13 protein-coding genes are annotated in these 16522 nt (G+C 61.6%); 1 reads left to right on the top strand and 12 read right to left on the bottom strand.

Annotated elements, in window-relative coordinates; genetic code table 11:
- Positions 1-49 precede the first annotated feature (49 nt).
- The 5 genes from GYH29_RS03530 to mutY all read right to left on the bottom strand — a co-directional run bounded on the left by GYH29_RS03530 (position 50) and on the right by mutY (position 7207).
- Complete coding sequence (locus GYH29_RS03530; protein WP_019100356.1) at positions 50-1264, bottom strand: phosphopentomutase; 1215 nt, start codon at positions 1262-1264, stop codon at positions 50-52.
- Between the two features lie 15 nt (positions 1265-1279).
- Positions 1280-2605: a thymidine phosphorylase gene (deoA, locus tag GYH29_RS03525; protein ID WP_019100355.1), complete on the bottom strand. Its 1326-nt coding sequence runs from the start codon at positions 2603-2605 to the stop codon at positions 1280-1282.
- Positions 2606-2819: 214 nt separating this feature from the next.
- Positions 2820-3587: a deoxyribose-phosphate aldolase gene (gene deoC / locus GYH29_RS03520; RefSeq protein ID WP_043592765.1), complete on the bottom strand. Its 768-nt coding sequence runs from the start codon at positions 3585-3587 to the stop codon at positions 2820-2822.
- A gap of 330 nt (positions 3588-3917) precedes the next feature.
- Positions 3918-6122 (bottom strand): RelA/SpoT family protein, encoded by a 2205-nt coding sequence (locus GYH29_RS03515; protein ID WP_161523186.1) that lies wholly within the window; start codon positions 6120-6122, stop codon positions 3918-3920.
- Positions 6123-6166: 44 nt separating this feature from the next.
- Entirely contained in the window at positions 6167-7207 is a 1041-nt protein-coding gene (gene mutY, locus GYH29_RS03510; RefSeq protein WP_161524550.1) for an A/G-specific adenine glycosylase, read from the bottom strand.
- Between the two features lie 126 nt (positions 7208-7333).
- Between mutY and GYH29_RS25095 the strand changes: the two genes are divergently transcribed.
- Positions 7334-9937 carry a THUMP domain-containing protein gene (locus tag GYH29_RS25095; RefSeq protein ID WP_161523185.1) on the top strand — a complete coding sequence of 868 codons (2604 nt, stop codon included), beginning with the start codon at positions 7334-7336 and terminating at the stop codon, positions 9935-9937.
- Positions 9938-10059: 122 nt separating this feature from the next.
- Here GYH29_RS25095 and GYH29_RS03500 read toward each other — a convergent pair whose 3' ends face one another.
- The 7 genes from GYH29_RS03500 to GYH29_RS03475 form a co-directional block, all read right to left on the bottom strand.
- Entirely contained in the window at positions 10060-10362 is a 303-nt protein-coding gene (locus tag GYH29_RS03500; protein WP_152596949.1) for a hypothetical protein, read from the bottom strand.
- A gap of 11 nt (positions 10363-10373) precedes the next feature.
- Positions 10374-10502, bottom strand: a complete 129-nt coding sequence (locus GYH29_RS24970; protein WP_267882017.1) for a hypothetical protein — start codon at positions 10500-10502, stop codon at positions 10374-10376.
- A gap of 213 nt (positions 10503-10715) precedes the next feature.
- Positions 10716-11093 carry a hypothetical protein gene (locus tag GYH29_RS03495; protein ID WP_152596950.1) on the bottom strand — a complete coding sequence of 126 codons (378 nt, stop codon included), beginning with the start codon at positions 11091-11093 and terminating at the stop codon, positions 10716-10718.
- Positions 11093-11935, bottom strand: coding sequence for an RHS repeat-associated core domain-containing protein (locus GYH29_RS03490; RefSeq protein ID WP_161523184.1), 843 nt, complete (start codon positions 11933-11935; stop codon positions 11093-11095). Before GYH29_RS03490 ends, GYH29_RS03495 begins: the two co-directional genes overlap by 1 nt.
- An 11-nt stretch (positions 11936-11946) precedes the next feature.
- Positions 11947-12129 carry a hypothetical protein gene (locus GYH29_RS03485; protein WP_161523183.1) on the bottom strand — a complete coding sequence of 61 codons (183 nt, stop codon included), beginning with the start codon at positions 12127-12129 and terminating at the stop codon, positions 11947-11949.
- 450 nt (positions 12130-12579) lie between these two features.
- The gene (locus GYH29_RS03480) at positions 12580-13344 is read right to left on the bottom strand and encodes an RHS repeat domain-containing protein (RefSeq protein ID WP_161523182.1); all 765 of its coding nucleotides are present in this window, start codon (positions 13342-13344) and stop codon (positions 12580-12582) included.
- An 11-nt stretch (positions 13345-13355) separates the two neighbouring features.
- Positions 13356-16391 carry a DUF6531 domain-containing protein gene (locus GYH29_RS03475; protein ID WP_161523181.1) on the bottom strand — a complete coding sequence of 1012 codons (3036 nt, stop codon included), beginning with the start codon at positions 16389-16391 and terminating at the stop codon, positions 13356-13358.
- Between the last annotated feature and the right edge of the window lie 131 nt (positions 16392-16522).

Raw genomic sequence — 16522 nt, 5'->3', positions numbered from 1 at the left:
AAAGAGCCCCGGCGCGTCAACGCCGAGGCGTATTGCATTCAGCCGCGTCTCACAGGAAGGACTGGCCGTAATCCATGGGGCTCAGGCCCAGGTGAGCCGCCACGGTCTGGCCGATGTCGGCAAAGGTGGCGCGTTCGCCCAGGGAGCCGGCCGGCACGTTCTTGCCGTAACACAGCACCGGGATATGTTCGCGGGTATGGTCCGTGCCCTCCCAGGTGGGATCGCAGCCATGGTCCGCGGACAGGATCAGAATATCGTCGTCGCCAAGCGCCGCCATCACCTCAGGCAGACGCGCGTCGAACTCCTCCAGCGCGCGGGCGTAGCCGGCGGTGTCGCGGCGGTGGCCGTAACTGGAGTCGAAGTCGACGAAGTTGGCCATGATGATGGCCGGCCGCTCGCGGTGATCGCGCATCGCGCTCAGAGTGGCGTCCCACAATTGATCAAAGCCGGTGGCCTTGTGCTTGTGGGTAATGCCTACATGGGCGTAGATGTCGGCGATCTTGCCGATGGACACCACGTCGCCGCCGGCCTTGGCCAGTTTTTCCAGCACCGTAGCCGCCGGCGGCTCCACCGCCAAGTCCTTGCGATTGCCGGTGCGCACAAACTGGCCTTTGCCTTCGCCGACGAAGGGACGGGCGATGACGCGGCCGATATTGTACGGCTCCAGCAGTTCGCGGGTGATCTTGCACAACTGGTACAAACGCTCCAGGCCGAAGGTTTCTTCGTGACAGGCGATCTGAAACACCGAATCCGCCGAGGTGTAGAAGATGGGCTTGCCGCTCTTCATATGCTCCTCGCCGAGCCGGTCCAGGATTTCGGTGCCGGAGGCGTGACAGTTGCCCAGATAGCCGGGTAGTTCCGCCTTGGCGACGATGGCGTCCAGCAGTTCTTGCGGGAAGCTGTTGTCGTGGTCGCTGAAATAGCCCCAGTCGAACAATACCGGCACGCCGGCGATTTCCCAGTGACCAGAGGGCGTGTCCTTGCCGCTGGACAGCTCGCGCGCGTAGCCGTAGGCCGCCGCGGGCTCCGCCGGGTCCATGCCCTCCGGAAAATAGCCGGAGGACAAGCGGCAGGCGTGACCCAGGCCCATGCGGGATAGATTGGGCAGGGTCAGCGCGCCGTTGCGACCGATGTTGGCGCGGCCGGCGGCCGCCTCCATGGCGATGTGGCCCAGCGTGTTGCTGCCGGCGTCGCCGAACTGCGGGGCGTCGGCGGCGGCGCCGATGCCCAGCGAATCCAGAATGAGAATGATGGCTCGTTTCATATTGCCGCTCCGGGATTACTGCTGGCGAATCTTCTGATAGACCAACGGCAACGCGGAAGGTGCCGCGTCCGCCAGTTGGATCGCCGCCTTGAGGCGGCGCTCCGCGTCGGCGAAGCTGTTTTCGTCGGCCGCGTGGATAAAGGCCAGCGGCGCGCCGGCGTCGATGCGCTGGCCCAGCTCGACGAAGCGGGACAGGCCAACGCGGAAATCCAGCTCGTCGCTGGGCAGGCGGCGCCCGCCGCCCAGCGCGCACACCGCCATGCCGATGCCGCGGGTGTCCATGCCGCCGACGAAGCCGGCGCGTTCGGCCAGCACCGGGCGCACGATGGGCGCCGGCGCCATATGGGAATCATAGTTCTCCATGAAGTCGGCCGGCCCGCCCAGCGCGGCCACCATACGGCCGAAGATCTCGGCGGCGCGGCCGGAATCCAGCGCGGTCTGCAGCTTGTCGCGCGCCTCGGCCTCGTCCTTGGCCAATTTTCCCACCACCAGCATCTCGGCGCACAGCGCCATGGTGACTTCATGCAGCCTCGGATTGCGCTCGTCGCCCTTCAGGTAACGCACCGCCTCGCGGGTTTCTATGCTATTGCCGGCGGTCCAGGCCAGCGGCTGGCTCATTTCGGTGATCAGCGCGCTGGTGGCCACGCCGGCGCCGTTGCCCACCTTGACGATGCGTTCCGCCAGTTCCACGGATTTCTCCATCGTCGGCATGAAAGCGCCGGTGCCCGCCTTCACGTCCATCACCAGGGCGTCCAGGCCGGCGGCCAGTTTTTTGGACAGAATCGACGCGGTGATCATCGCCACCGACTCCACCGTCGCAGTCACGTCGCGCACCGCGTAAACGCGGCGGTCGGCCGGTGCCAGGTCCGAAGTCTGTCCGATGATGGCCACGCCCACTTCCTTGACCACGCGGCGGAACTCGTCCGGGCTGGGGAAAGGATTGTAGCCGGGAATCGCCGACAGCTTGTCCAGCGTGCCGCCGGTATGGCCCAGGCCGCGGCCGGAAATCATGGGCACGAAGCCGCCGCAGGCGGCCACCATCGGCCCCAGCATCAGCGACACCACGTCGCCGACGCCGCCGGTGGAGTGCTTGTCCACCACAGGGCCGGGCAGATTAAGGTCACTCCACTGCATGCGGCGGCCGGAGTCGCGCATCGCCAACGCCATATGCACGTTTTCTTCCAGGGCCATGCCGTTGAAGTACACCGCCATGGTCAGCGCGGAGATTTGACTATCGGCCACGCTGCCATCGGTGATGCCGGCGACGAACTGCTGGATGTCCTGTTGCGACAGCGCCTGGCCGTCGCGTTTCTTGCGAATGATTTCCTGAGGCAAAAACATGGCATTCTCCCTGCCTTGCGCCTGCCGCGACGAAACGCGCCGCGAGCAATAAATAATGGCCGGGACCCGGGCCACGGCCAAGAATTAAGAGCCGCTAACAAAACCGCTTAGCGCACCTGAGGCAAGGCGCACCGACGCAGGCAGTACTAAAGTACGACAAGTCGGTGCAACGCGGCATCAGGGGTTTTGTCAGCGGCGATGAAACAGCGAACGATCAGTAGCCGCTAATCGGCTTAACCTCGCCCCCTTCGATTTCCGCCTGCAAATTGCCCAGCAGACCGGACGCGCCGAAACGGAAGCGCGCGGCGCTCACCCATTCCGCGCCCAGCAGATGCTCGGCCAGATCCAGGTATTCCACCGCCTCGGCCGCGGTGCGCACGCCGCCGGCGGCCTTGAAGCCGCAAGCGCCGCCGGTTTCACGGATGGCGGACAGCATCACGCCGGCCGCGGCCAGCGTGGCGTTCACCGGCACCTTGCCGGTGGAAGTCTTGATGAAGTCGGCGCCGGCCTGAATGGAAATCAGGCTGGCCTCGCGGATCAGCGCCTCGTCCTTCAGTTCTCCGCTTTCGATGATGACTTTCAAGGTCTTGCCGTCGCAAGCATCCTTGCAGGCCGCCACCAGTTGTGCGCCCACTTCGCGGTTGCCCGCCATCAGCGCGCGATACGGAAACACCACATCCACCTCGTCCGCGCCGTAGGCGATCGCGGCGCGGGTTTCCGCCACCGCGATGGCGATGTCCTCGTCGCCGGCCGGGAAGTTGGTGACGGTGGCCACTTTCACCTCGGGGCAGCCGGCTTCGCGCAAGGTTTTCTTGGCAATGGGCACAAAGCGCGGGTAAACGCAGACCGCGGCCACGGTGCCGGCTTCGCTCTTGGCCTTGCGGCACAGCGCGGCGACCTTATCATTGGTGTCGTCGTCGTTCAGCGTGGTGAGGTCCATCAGGGACAGAGCGCGGCGCGCCGCGGCGATCAGTTCGGACATGAGCTAACAAACCTTTCAAAGATGAACAGCCAGGCAAGCCGGGCGCAGCGCTCGCCAACCATTCCAAAACCTCAGCGCCGCCGGACAGCGGCGGCGCAAAAAACCCATTATGAAAATTTCTTCAAGTCAAAGCAATGCACAGCGACGGTGAACTTGTGCCAACGCAAACTCGGCCGCGCCGGCAATTAGGGGACCTCGCAAACCGTAGCGAGCGGTTCGAGAGCAAGGCGCACCGCGCGCAGCGACCGAGATAGTACAAATGGTACGGCGAGGGAGCGAGCACGGCGCAACGCCGCTATCGAGCAGCGCAGTAGGTTTGCGAGGTCCCCTCTATAAACGCCGCGCCTCCTGCACCCCGCTCAACTCCATCATCCGCGACAGCACCCGGCTGATGTCCTGCACCTGGCGCACCTCCACAGTGAAGCGCATGCGGGCGCGGGTGTCGCGCGACAGGGTGTTGACGCCGATCAGGTTCAGCTTCTCGCGCGACAGCACGTCGGAGAGGTCGCGCAGCAGGCCGGGGCGGTCCATTGCGATGATTTCGATGTCGATGGGGAACACGCTGCTGCGCTGGTCGCCCCATTCCGCGGCGATCAGCCGCTCCGGCGCTTCCACCGACAGTTTTTTCAGAGTCAGGCAATTGGTACGGTGAATGGAAATGCCGCGCCCCTTGGTGACGAAGCCCATCACCCCGTCAGGCGGCGCCGGCTTGCAGCACTTGGCCAGCACCGTCATCAGATTGTCCACGCCCTCGATCAGCACGCCGCTGGCGTCGTGGCCGCCCTTGCTGGCCTTGACCAGGCTTTCCGGCGCCACGTCCGTCGGCGGCGGCGGCGCGAAGCTGACGATGGCGTTGGACACCACGCGCGTGGTGAGCTCGCCGTGGCCCAGCGCGCCGTACACTTCTTCCAGTTTGTCGTAGCCCAGCTTCTCCGCCAGCGCGCCCAGATTGGGCTGCATATGGCTGTGGCGCGCCAGCTCGCGCTCAAACAGCATCTTGCCGGTTTCGCGCACGGTGTCCGCGTTAAGCAGGCGGATGTGCTGGCGGATCTTGGAAATGGCGCGATGGCTCTTCACCCAGCCGTCGTGCAGCCAGTTCACCGAGGGCCCGCCCTCCTTGGCCGTGAGGATTTCCACCCGCTGGCCGTTTTGCAGCGGCGTGGACAAGGGCACGATCTGCCCCTCCACCTTGGCCCCACGGCAACGGTGCCCCAGATTGGTGTGCACCGAATAGGCGAAGTCGATGGGGGTGGCGCCAAAGGGCAAGGCGATCACCCGGCCTTGCGGCGTCAACACATAGATGGTGTCGGCGAACAGCTCGGTCTTGAACGCCTCGGCCAGACCTTCGCGGTCAGACATCTCCTCGCGCCAGTCCAGCAATTGGCGCAGCCAGGAGATTTTCTCCTCGTAGGCGGCGTCGCCCTTGCCACCCTCCTTATAGCGCCAGTGCGCAGCCACGCCGAACTCGGCGTGCTCGTGCATTTCGAAAGTGCGGATCTGCACCTCCACCGCCTTGTCCTCCGGACCGATCACCGCGGTGTGCAAGCTGCGGTAATTATTGGCCTTGGGGTGGGAGATGTAGTCGTCGAACTCGCCGGGAATCGGCTGCCAGGTCCCGTGAATAATACCCAGCGCCGTGTAGCAGTCCGGCAGCCGCTCCACCAGAATACGCACCGCGCGGATGTCGTAAAGCTCGCAGAAATCCAGCTTTTTCTTCTTCATCTTTTTCCAGATGGAGAAGATGTGCTTGGGCCGGCCGGCCACCTCCGCCTTCACGCCGGCGTTCTTCAGTTCCGTGCGCAAGGTGTCCAGCAGCCGGTCGATATAATCGATGCGCTCCAGCCGGCGCTCGTCCAATAGTTTGGCGATGCGCTTATAGCTGTCCGGCTCGGTATGACGGAAGCCCAGGTCCTCCAGCTCCCACTTGATCTGCCACACCCCCAGGCGGTTGGCCAAGGGCGCGAACAGGTCCAGCGTTTCCGTGGCGATGCGGCGGCGCACCGTCTCGTCGGCCACTTCCGCCAGGTAGTGCATGGTCTGGGTGCGCCAGGCCAGCTTGATCAGCACCACGCGGATGTCCGCCACCATGGCCAGCAGCATCTTGCGCATGGTTTCCGCCTGACGCGCGCGCTCCTCCGGCGTGGAGAGCTTGTCTATGCGCGCCAGCTCGGTGATGCGGCGCACGCCGTTGACCCCCTCCACCAACACCGCCACCGTCGGATTGAAGGTTTCGGAGAGCCAGGCCTGCCAGTCATCGCGGTAATCCGAAGCGGCGAACATCAAGGTGGCGACGATGGCGTCCGGCAACAGATTCAGATCCGCCACGATAGCGGCCGCGGCCACCGCGTGGTTGAACAAATCCTCGCCGGTCTGGGCCATGGTCTTGCCGCAGTACAGGGCGCGCGCCTCGTCAAAGGCGCGGGTGATCATCGCCTGCTCTTCGCCGCTCAGCGAAGAAGACAAGCCCTCCAGCCAGCGCTGCGGATTAGCCGCGTCTGCCAGGGTGTCAGCCATCGAACGAACTACGGAAACCATATCAACCCAGTAACTCAATCAAATCGTGTTTCGACAGCGCCCGGCTACTCGGCCAAGCGCAACAACAACCGGCGCACCGGCGCGGGCACACCGGCGTCCGGCGCTTCCGCCAACGGCAGCCACTGGCCGTTGTCTTCCATCGCCGCGCCGCCGTTCAAGCCATCCAGGCGCGCCGGCAACGGCGTAATGATCAAACGATAATGCGTGAATACATGTTCCAACTCCGGCCAGGCCGGCAACGCGTCGCCCTGCCCCGCGCACTGCAGCCAGTCCTCGGCCTGCGTCGAGGTCTCAAACTCCGGCAACGACAACAGTCCGCCCCAAATGCCGGAAGGCGGCCGCCGCTGCAGCCACACCTTGTCCTGGTGCGTGGCCAGCAGCATCACCGTATGGCGCGTGGGCACGGCCTTTTTGGGCCGCGGCGTCGGCAGCTCTCCGGTGCGCCCCTCGCGCGCCGCCACGCAGCCGTCCACCATCGGACAGACGGTACAAGCCGGCTTGCCGCGGCTGCACACCGTGGCGCCCAAGTCCATCAAACCTTGAGTGTAGGCGCTCATCAGCGCCTCATCCTGCGGCAACAATGTTTCGGCCAAGCACCACAAACGCTGCTCCACCGCCTTCTCGCCGGGGAAACCGGCAACGCCGAAACAGCGGGTCAGCACGCGCTTGACGTTGCCGTCCAGAATGGTTTCCCGCCGGCCAAAAGCAAAAGAAGCAATCGCCGCCGCGGTGGAACGCCCCACGCCGGGCAGACGCTCCAGTTGCTGGCGCTCGGCCGGGAAGCTGCCGCCAAACTCAGCCATCACCATCTGCGCCGCCTTGTGCAGATTGCGCGCCCGGCTGTAATAGCCCAGGCCGCTCCACAGTGTCAGCACATCCTCCTGCGGCGCGGCGGCCAATGACGCCACGTCCGGAAAGCGGGCGAGAAAGCGCGGGTAATATTCCAGCACGCTTTTGACCTGGGTCTGCTGCAGCATGATCTCGGACAGCCAGATCCGGTACGGGTCGCTGACCTGCCATGGCAAATCATGGCGTCCATGCATTTTTTGCCAGGCGGTCAGCCGCGCGGCGAATGAGCTGTGCAACATCATTTATCATCTTGAATCGAACCGGATATGGTAGCGGAAACCCTTGCAGTCACCAAGCAGCCTCCGGACAAATAAGTTAAAATCAAAGAATTGCTTAAAAGTCTGCTTACTCAAGGAAGTTCCATGTCCAGTTTCCGTTCCCGCCAGCGTGCCAATATGCGCCGCGATTTCAATAGCCGCGACAATGAGGCCAGTTCGCCGGCAGGCGGAGACAACCCGGCCGGCAAAGGGCCGCTGGTCCAGAAAAAAGCGCCGTCGGCCGACACCGCGCCGCGCGCGCCCTATTCCGGCCCGCGCCCAGGCAACGCCAAGCCCAATTGGCAAGACCGCGGTCCAGGACAGGGGCAAGCCCCGCGCGACGGCGGCAAGCGTGGCCCATACCAGGGACGCGACCAACAAGCCGGGCGCGACAAGCCCTATGGCAACGACCGCCGGCCGCAAGGCCAGCAGCGCTTTGAGCGCAACGAAAGCCAGGACAGCTTCAATAAGGACCGCTTCAATAAAGAGCGCGGCAACAACTGGCAGCCGCGCAGCTTCGCCCGCGACGGCGAAGAGCGCCCGCAAGGCAGCGGTCCCAAGAAGCCCTTCCATCACCGCGAAGACCGCGAGCTGCGCGATTACAGCCGCGACCGAGGCCCATCCGGCCGCAAACCGCTGAACGCCACGGCGGACGTGGAACAAGAACGCAAGCCTTACAGCCGCGACCGCGGCCCGTCCGGCCGCAAACCGCTGCATCTGGAACGGGACGGCGAACAAGGCGCGCCGCAAGGCAAGCCCCGCTGGCAACAGCGCGACGGCGAACGCCATGTGGATCAGCCGCGCAAGCCGTTCAATCCGTCCGCCGACCGTGAGCAACGCTTCCGCCGCGACGACGCAGAACAGGCGCCGCGCAAGCCTTGGCAGGAACGCCAGCACAGCGAGCAGCGCGAAGATGGTCCGCGCAAACTGTTCGGCAAATCTGCCAACCGCGACAACCACTTCCGCCGTGACGACGCCGAGCAAACACCACGCAAGCCATGGCAAGAGCGCCAACACGGCGACCGCGACAACCGTTTCCGCCGCGACGACGCCGAACAAGTGCCCCGCAAGCCGTGGCAGCAAAACGAACCCGCTGAACGCGGTGAGGACGGCCCGCGCAAGCTGTTCGGCAAATCCGCCGAACGCGACAACCGCTTCCGCCGCGACGACAGCGAACAAGCGCCGCGTCAGGACCGGCGGCAAAGCGAGCCGGCCGAACGCAGCGAAGGCGGCACGCGCAAGCTGTTCAGCAAACCGTCCTATCGCGATAACGACGTCCGCCGCGACGACGCCGAACGCGCCCCGCGCCAAAGCTGGCAGCAAGAAGAACGCCCGCGACACGAGCGCCGCGAAGGCGACGCCCGCCAGCTGTTCGGCAAGCCGAACGCCGGCGGCCTGAAGCCGCTGGGCGACCAGCACCGCGTGGAAACCCGCGGCGAACACCGCCACGCCGAAGCGCCGCGCCACGCGCCGTCCGAACGTCAGGCCCCCAGCCTGACCCAGGTGCGCGACAGCGTACTGTCCCTGTTCGCCCCCTGCCCGCGCGGCCTGGAAGCCATCCTGGCCGACGAATTGCGCAGCCTGGGTGCGCGCGACATCGCCACCGCCGACGGCGGCGTGGCCTTCGCCGGCGACCGCGACCTGCTGATGGTGGCCAACCTGCACAGCCGCACCGCCAGCCGCGTGCTGCTGCAACTGGCCCAAGGCGGCTACCGCAACGAGCAGGACATCTACCGCCTGGCGATGAACGTGGACTGGCCGCGCTGGTTCGACGTGTCCAACAGCATCAAGCTGAAGACCGACGCCATCCGCTGCCACTTCAAGAGCCTGGACTTCATCTCGCTGAAAGTGAAGGACGCGATCTGCGACCGCTTCCGCCAGGCGCAGCTGGGCCGTCCCAATGTCGACACCCGTCACCCGGACGTGCGCGTCCACGTATTCCTGACCGAAGACAGCGCCACCATCTACCTGGACACCAGCGGCGAGCCGCTGTTCAAGCGCGGCTGGCGCCAGGAAACCGGCGACGCGCCGCTGCGTGAAAACCTGGCCGCCGGCATCCTGATGCTGACCGGCTACAACGGCAGCCAGCCGCTGCTGGACCCGATGTGCGGCAGCGGCACCTTCCTGGTGGAAGCCGCCGACATCGCGCTCAACCGCGCGCCGGGTCGCCAACGCAAATTCGCCTTCCAGAAACTGCGCGGCTTCGATTCCGCCAGTTGGGAAAAACTGCTGCTGGACGCTCAACACGCCGAAAAGCCGCTGACCAAGCTGACGATCAACGGCTCCGACCGCGATCAGTCCATCATCAACGTCGCCAAGGACAACCTGGAACGCGCCGGCCTTGCCGGCCTGGTGGAACTGAAGGCGATGGACGTGCTGGACGCCCGCCCCAACGGCGAAAACGGCATCCTGGTGGCCAACCCGCCCTACGGCGTGCGCATGGACGAACTGGACCAGCTGGCTGAATGGTACCCGCAACTGGGCGACTGGCTGAAGGCACACTTCGCCGGCTGGCACGCCAACCTGTTCAGCGGCGACCTGCGTCTGGCCAAGCTGATCCACCTGTCGCCCAAGCGCCGCACCCCGCTGTACAACGGCTCGCTACAATGCCGGCTGTTCGTCATCAATATGGTGGAAGGCAGCGCCCGCAAGGAAAAACCGGGCGAGCAGGCTGAAGCCATCGAGCAGGACGATCACGCCGCGGAATAACTCCGCGCGCGGACAGCAAAACGGCGAGCCATGGCTCGCCGTTTTTTATGGAGCGCCCCTCCCCCTCTAAGAGTCGCAGTGATCTGCCCCCTCCAGCCATACCAGCGATAAGGCGAGAAGTCCTAGGTTTGCATGGTAGTGATACTGCTTGATAGTTCGGTGATCCGCTGCTGGCGATAGCGCGCCGCAAACACTGCTGGTGGTATGCGGCCAATCGAACCGTGGGGGCGCACCTGGTTGTAGTCGTCCCCCTCCCAGCGCCACACTTCCACATTATTGCCGTCCACCACCGCCCGTGGCGTGCCCAACTGGTCGTTGTGGACATAGAACACCTCAGGCATCGCCGCCCACGCCCAGTGGCTGATCAACACCAGTGCTGCCAAGCTTCCCAAGCGCGCCAGCCGCGCAATCATTCTTTTCATCATGCTCCGCTCCCTCAGTATTTCAGCACCGCCACCACTTCATCCCCCAGCCACACATACTCCATCCGTGGCTGCCCCTGCAGGCTGTATTCGCCCAGCAAGTGTCCCCACTGGTCGTACACATAGCGCGTGTCGTTCTTCATCCTCCGCTGTCCGTTAGCGCTGTAGAGATAGCGGAGGCATTTATCAATGGGCAAGAAAAAGCCCCGCCGATTTGGCGGGGCTCACTAGTTATTTTTTGCTTCGTTGTTTTTTTAAATTGATGAGATTGAAAAATCAATAGCGCATTGGCGATAGTGTTCCGCTTTACATTACAGTGGCACACCACCTACAACTCTGCAGACTATAGCAACTAGCTACCTTGTAAAAATCGGCTTATCACAAGTAATCACATCGATCACATCATTCATTGTAATAAGGGCATAGTGCTTTAATGACTGTCCATCATGCATACCACAACTCTCCCGATTAAACCATCTAAGGAAATTAGAGTTTTTAATTTGATAAAATGGACCACCAGAACAACCTATTTTTTTTAAAAAAGCTAGCGTTAACAATGCATCCCCCTCATCAATACGCCGGTATGCAAGATGCGTTTCGAATCTAACAATAAGCTTGCAATCATTTTCATCTATCAAAATAATTTCCAAGCCATCTCTAGAGTCTTTTAGCTCAACGCAATCATATGAGTGCATTCCAAATTTATCATGAAAAACGGAAGAAAACTGCTGCATCACCAATACCTCACTTTAATTCTACTTCTACCATCTTGAATTTCCAATGTTGGTGGACCATTTCCATCTGTGCCACTATAGGGCCTGACCACCAATTTCCGCCCATCAGCCAATTTACCACCACGAGACCCTCCAGGTAAGTCCTTCACACCAGTTGGGTTTAAACTATCAAAATCCCTATCCGCTTGCTCCACTCCTCCCGGCTTATTCCAAATATCTGACACTCCTCTGGTTTTTCTTCCAGGGGTCGCATTGGGAACAGGAGGCTCATCACTAGCTTTACAAGCATTATTTCTGCCTCTATCGTGCCTGTGATAGCCCGGTATGCTAGGAAGCACATCCCTCCCACTCATTCCAGGAGTCGGCGGCAACGGTATAGGAAGTGGTATCCCTCCAGGTCCAATTAGGACAGCATCCAGACCAGATGGATCAATCGCATTACTCGGATTTCCTTCAACATAGGCATACGTCGACCACTGCCCTCCCTCTAAACCCAAAGGATCACTCTGCACATACCGGCCCGTCGACGGATCATAATCCCGCCAGCCGTTGTACATCCTGCCGGTCTCGACATCATAGTACTGTCCGGGATACCTCAGGTTGAACACAAACGCCTGGCCCGTCCCCGAGGGGTCCTGCTCCGGCGGCTGTTCGCCGTAGGCATCCCCCTCCCAGCGCCACACTTCCACATTATTGCCGTCCACCACCGCCCGTGGCGTCCCCAACTGGTCGTTGTGGACATAGAACACTTCCGGCATTGCCGCCCACGCCCAGTGGCTGATCAACACCAGCGCTGCCAAGCCTCCCAAGCACGCCAGCCGCGCAATCATTCTTTTCATCATGCTCCGCTCCCTCAGTATTTCAGCACCGCCACCACTTCATCCCCCAGCCACACATACTCCATCCGTGGCTGCCCCTGCAGGCTGTATTCGCCCAGCAGATGTCCCCACTGGTCGTACACATAGCGCGTGTCGTTCTTCACCCTCCGCTGTCCGTTGGCGCTGTAGAGATAGCGGTGGCATTTATCAATGGACAAAAAAAGCCCCGCCGATTTGGCGGGGCTGGCTAATTATTTTTTGCTTGGCTACTTTTGAGCTTGGCGAGATTGAAAAACCAAGAGAGTGTTGGCAATACCATTCTGCTTTAACCCGTCCCCCAACACATAATTTATTTTCATACCCTATCAAGCCAACCGAGACCCTCCGGCATATACATGCCAACCAAAATCATGCCGATCTATCCAATGAATTACGTCTTCTCCATGAAAAATATAGCATCTTTAAAAAACGGTAAATCAGAAAAAGACTAATAATCGACAGCAAGCCCCATACGCTGACATTCGCAAGCAACCGATCTCTTGAATAGCTGGGTCCAGCAGCTAAATTTATAGCCTGAAACATGCCAAGGATAGAATACAAACACACTAGACAGCTTACAAGCAAGGCAAAGGCCAAAAGACATGTTTTTATAATTTCTGGGGACTTTCTCATTTCGTACACTCCGCAATCACATCTTTAACAAACGATTGGCACTGATTCCACGGAGCCCATCTCCCAGTCTCACGGCCTAATCTCAATTTAGCATTGACACACTGTTCATCGACTTTCGGAGGAGCCTTCTCACAACTTGCATTCGGTTTTGTAGACTGCCCGGAATGATTAACAACTTGAGTTGGCGTGAATGGTAAGTCAATATTTCTTTGACCAGGAATGACCCCTGGTGTAGCCCCCATACCCGCTTCCACAGTATCAGTTTTAATCCACTGATGATGCACTTTACTCAACGGCCAAGGTAGATCAGCGGCGCGAGAGCAAATAAACACGGCGAGCCCTTCTTGATCACTATAAGAAACCGGACTCCCCCCCACATAAGCATACGTCGACCACTGCCCTCCCTCTAAACCCAAAGGATCACTCTGCACATACCGGCCCGTCGACGGATCATAATCCCGCCAGCCGTTGTACATCCTGCCGGTCTCGACATCATAATACTGCCCGGGATACCTCAGGTTGAACACAAACGCCTGGCCCGTTCCCGAGGGGTCCTGCTCCGGCGGCTGTTCGCCGTAGGCATCCCCCTCCCAGCGCCACACTTCCACATTATTGCCGTCCACCACCGCCCGTGGCGTCCCCAACTGGTCGTTGTGGACATAGAACACTTCCGGCGTTGCCGCCCACGCCCAGTGGCTGATCAACACCAGCGCTGCCAAGCCACCCAAGCGCGCCAGCCGCGCAATCATTCTTTTCATCATGCTCCGCTCCCTCAGTATTTCAACACCGCCACCACTTCATCCCCCAGCCACACATACTCCATCCGTGGCTGCCCCTGCAGACTGTATTCGCCCAGCAAGTGTCCCCACTGGTCGTACACATAGCGCGTGTCGTTCTTCACCCTCCGCTGTCCGTGGGCGCTGTAGAGATAGCTGTGGCTCGCCCCGCCCTGGATGGTCTTGCTCAGGCGGCCCGCGCCGTCGTAGCTGTCTTCCAGCCGGCCGTCGCTGCTTTGCTTGCCATCCTCCAGGTAGCGGTAGGTTTTGCCGCCCATTTGCAGCAAGCGGTTGCTGTCCGCCGCCAGGGTCTGCGCCAGCGTGCCGCCATTGCTGCCGGCCTGGGTGCGGTTGCCGTTCGCGTCGTATTGGTAGCTCCAGTTGCTTGTGCCCAGCCGCTGGCTGAGCAGGCGGTCCAGCGGGTCATAGCCGTATTCCTGGGTGCGGGCCGGCGCGCCTTCGTCCCGCAACTGCAGCAGGCGATCCGCCGCGTCGTAATGCTGGCTCTTGTTCAGCGCCGGGCTGGAGGTGGCGCTGATGCGGCCATCCGCGTCCTGGCTGCGGGCAAACACTTGCGCGCCGTTGTAGTGGTAGCTGCGCACTCCGCCCAGCGGGAAGTAGACGATGTTGCTGACCAAGGGCTTGTCGCCCAGGGCAATGGCGCTGACTTCGCCGTGCTGGTACTGGTAGTTCAGCACTTGCCCGGACGGCAGCGTCTGTCGCTGCACTTGGTTGGCGGGGTTGTAGGCGTACTGGACGCTCAGTCCCGGGGCGCCGGCATAGGCCGCGGCCGGCAAGGTGTGCGTCAGTTGGCTGATCCGACCCAGCGCGTCGTAACCGTAAGCCAGCGTGCCGCTTTGGTCGCTGATCCGGCTCAGATAGCCCGGCAGCTTGTCGTCCCAAACGTAGTTGACGGTTTGGTCCGGGTAACGCGTCGTGGTGATCCGACCCAAGGCGTCGTACTGGTAATGCGCGGTCACTTTGCGGGCATCCGTCATTTGCGTCAGCCGGCCCGCCGCGTCATGGACATAGCGGCTCTCTCCGCTATCCGGGCTGGCCAATACGCTCCGCTTGCCCAGGCCGTCCGTGGTGTAGCGGGTGGTCAGCTGTCGCGGGTCGGTTGCGCTGCTCAATTGGTCCAGCAAGTCGTAGCCGTACTGACTCACGCCGCCCAGCGGGTCCGTCTGCTTGATCAAGCGGCCCAGCGGATCGTATTGATTGATCGTGGTCCGGTTCAGCGCATCGCTGGCTTGCGTCAGCCGGCCATTGGCATCGTATTGATAGCTGTAGCTTTGTCCCGCCATGCCGATGATCTGTTGCAAGCGGCCCAGTTGGTCGTACACCCGGTTCTGCTGCCGGGCCAGCTTGCCCGCCGGATCGCTCACCTTGATCTGGGTGCGGTTGCCGGCATTGTCCAGTTGGTAATCGATGCGGTTGCCTTGCGCGTCGGTGATGCCGGTCAAGCGGTGGGCGGCGTCGTAGCGGTAGGACAGCAGCGAGCCATCCGCCAAGACGATCTGGTTCAGGTTTCCCACGCCGTCGTATTGGTAGCTCGTTGTCGTCACCGCGTCCGGCTTGGCGCTGGCGTAGCGGCTGGTTTCCAGCAGGCGGCCACGCGGGTCATAACGGTAGCGGGTGACGATGCCGGCCGCGTCGGTAAGGCGTCCCAGCCGGCCATTGGCGTCGTACTGGTCCAGCGTTGTCACTTGCTCCAGCGCATTGACGACCTGGGTCAGGTTGCCTTTGTCGTCATAGCCATAGCGGGTCTTGGCACCCACGGGATCGGTCATGGTCAGCACTTGGCCATAACGATTAAAGGTGTAGCTCCAGCTTCTCGCCTCCCCTATTGCGGTCACATTCAGGCCCGCGCCGCCCGTGGCGTCCTCCGTGGCTTGCTCGGTATACGTCAGCAGCTTGCCTTGGCCATCGTAGGCGTAGGTTTCCAGCTTCTTGGGGCTGGCGATCTTGAGCGGCAGCGCCAGGCTGGCATGCCATTGCGTGGAGATGGTGCGCGCCTGCGGCGTGCCGGCGGCTTCAATCCGCTGCGTTTCCAGATTGCGGCTCAGGTCGTACTGGTAAGTCGTTTTGACGCCGTTGAAGTCGGTGCGGGCAGCGATGTTCGCCTGATCGTCATAGCTGATCGCGGAGCTGGCCGCGGCGCAGCCGGAACCGCCAGGCTGGCTGGTGCCGGTGGGCAGCTTGAGGCCGTTGATGGTGGTGAAGTTGTAGGTGCGAGTAGCCTTGAGAGGGTCCAGCACGCTGGTGCTGGTCGAGGAGGTGTAGTCGAGAGTGTAGTTGCCCACGCCGCCGGCTTGCACATTGGAAACGGCGCGTCCTTGGCCGTCGTAACTCCAGGAGGCATAACGCTCGCCGTTTTCGTCGATGAGGCCGGTCAGCAGGTGAGTATAGGTGGCGTTCTCGTACAGATACCGGATGGACTTGCCATCCGGGTAGGTCACGAGGGCTAGATTGTCATTGCTGTCGTAAGCGTAGCGGGTGATATTGCCGGCACCATCAGTCAGCGAAGCGATGCGAGCATTGGGGCCACGGGCCAGAATCAGCGCATTACCCCAATTATCCGTAATACGGGTCAACAGTTTGCCGGCATCGTCATAAGTGAGATTGACCAGTTGTCCGTTCATTTGCTTGAGCTGGGTTAGCTTGCCCGCAGAGTTATAACTCTCGATGGAACCATCAATGGAGGATTGATAGGTCCAGCCGGTCAACTGGCCCCCGCCCTCCATCTGCGGTGTCAGGACATCCTTGATGTCAGAGGATGTTACCCAGCCTGCTACAGTATTGCTGAAAGACAGGGTCTTGCCATCGGCGCGCAGTACGCTGGCCAATTTACCATCAGCACTCAGGGTAATAGAGCGGTCAAAAGTATGCTGCCAGTTGGGCCCCAAAGCGCTGACCACGCCCCCCAGGGAGTTGTAGGCTCGGGTAAAGGAAAAATGGGCGCCTTGCCAGTCGGTAGCGAGTTCGAAGGTATTGCCAACCGTGTAGTTGATGGGGTCGGCAATGAAAGGCAAAGGACTTTTCGCTCCGGAACAGGATAAGGAGCCAGATGGGCTGCCGCTGTTCAACGGCTGGGAGTCGGGGCGAATGCAACGCTGTTTGTCTGGCGATAGTGTATAACTTTCTTGGCAATATTTTTCACTAG

Origin of the sequence: Chromobacterium haemolyticum (assembly GCF_009936155.1) — a bacterium.
Lineage (GTDB): Bacteria > Pseudomonadota > Gammaproteobacteria > Burkholderiales > Chromobacteriaceae > Chromobacterium > Chromobacterium haemolyticum.
The sequence above is the reverse complement of the archived record's forward strand: the minus strand, read 5'-3'. Positions and strand labels throughout refer to the sequence as shown.

Bases quoted from the DNA above. Each gene is read 5' to 3' on its own strand.
- deoA (WP_019100355.1), bottom strand. From the start codon at position 2,605: ATGTTTTTGCCTCAGGAAATCATTCGCAAGAAACGCGACGGCCAGGCG.
- GYH29_RS03490 (WP_161523184.1), bottom strand. From the start codon at position 11,935: ATGATGAAAAGAATGATTGCGCGGCTGGCGTGCTTGGGAGGCTTGGCA.
- GYH29_RS25095 (WP_161523185.1), top strand. From the start codon at position 7,334: ATGTCCAGTTTCCGTTCCCGCCAGCGTGCCAATATGCGCCGCGATTTC.
- GYH29_RS03515 (WP_161523186.1), bottom strand. From the start codon at position 6,122: ATGGTTTCCGTAGTTCGTTCGATGGCTGACACCCTGGCAGACGCGGCT.
- GYH29_RS03495 (WP_152596950.1), bottom strand. From the start codon at position 11,093: ATGCAGCAGTTTTCTTCCGTTTTTCATGATAAATTTGGAATGCACTCA.
- deoC (WP_043592765.1), bottom strand. From the start codon at position 3,587: ATGTCCGAACTGATCGCCGCGGCGCGCCGCGCTCTGTCCCTGATGGAC.
- GYH29_RS03530 (WP_019100356.1), bottom strand. From the start codon at position 1,264: ATGAAACGAGCCATCATTCTCATTCTGGATTCGCTGGGCATCGGCGCC.
- GYH29_RS03480 (WP_161523182.1), bottom strand. From the start codon at position 13,344: ATGATGAAAAGAATGATTGCGCGGCTGGCGCGCTTGGGTGGCTTGGCA.
- GYH29_RS03500 (WP_152596949.1), bottom strand. From the start codon at position 10,362: ATGATGAAAAGAATGATTGCGCGGCTGGCGCGCTTGGGAAGCTTGGCA.
- GYH29_RS24970 (WP_267882017.1), bottom strand. From the start codon at position 10,502: ATGAAGAACGACACGCGCTATGTGTACGACCAGTGGGGACACTTGCTG.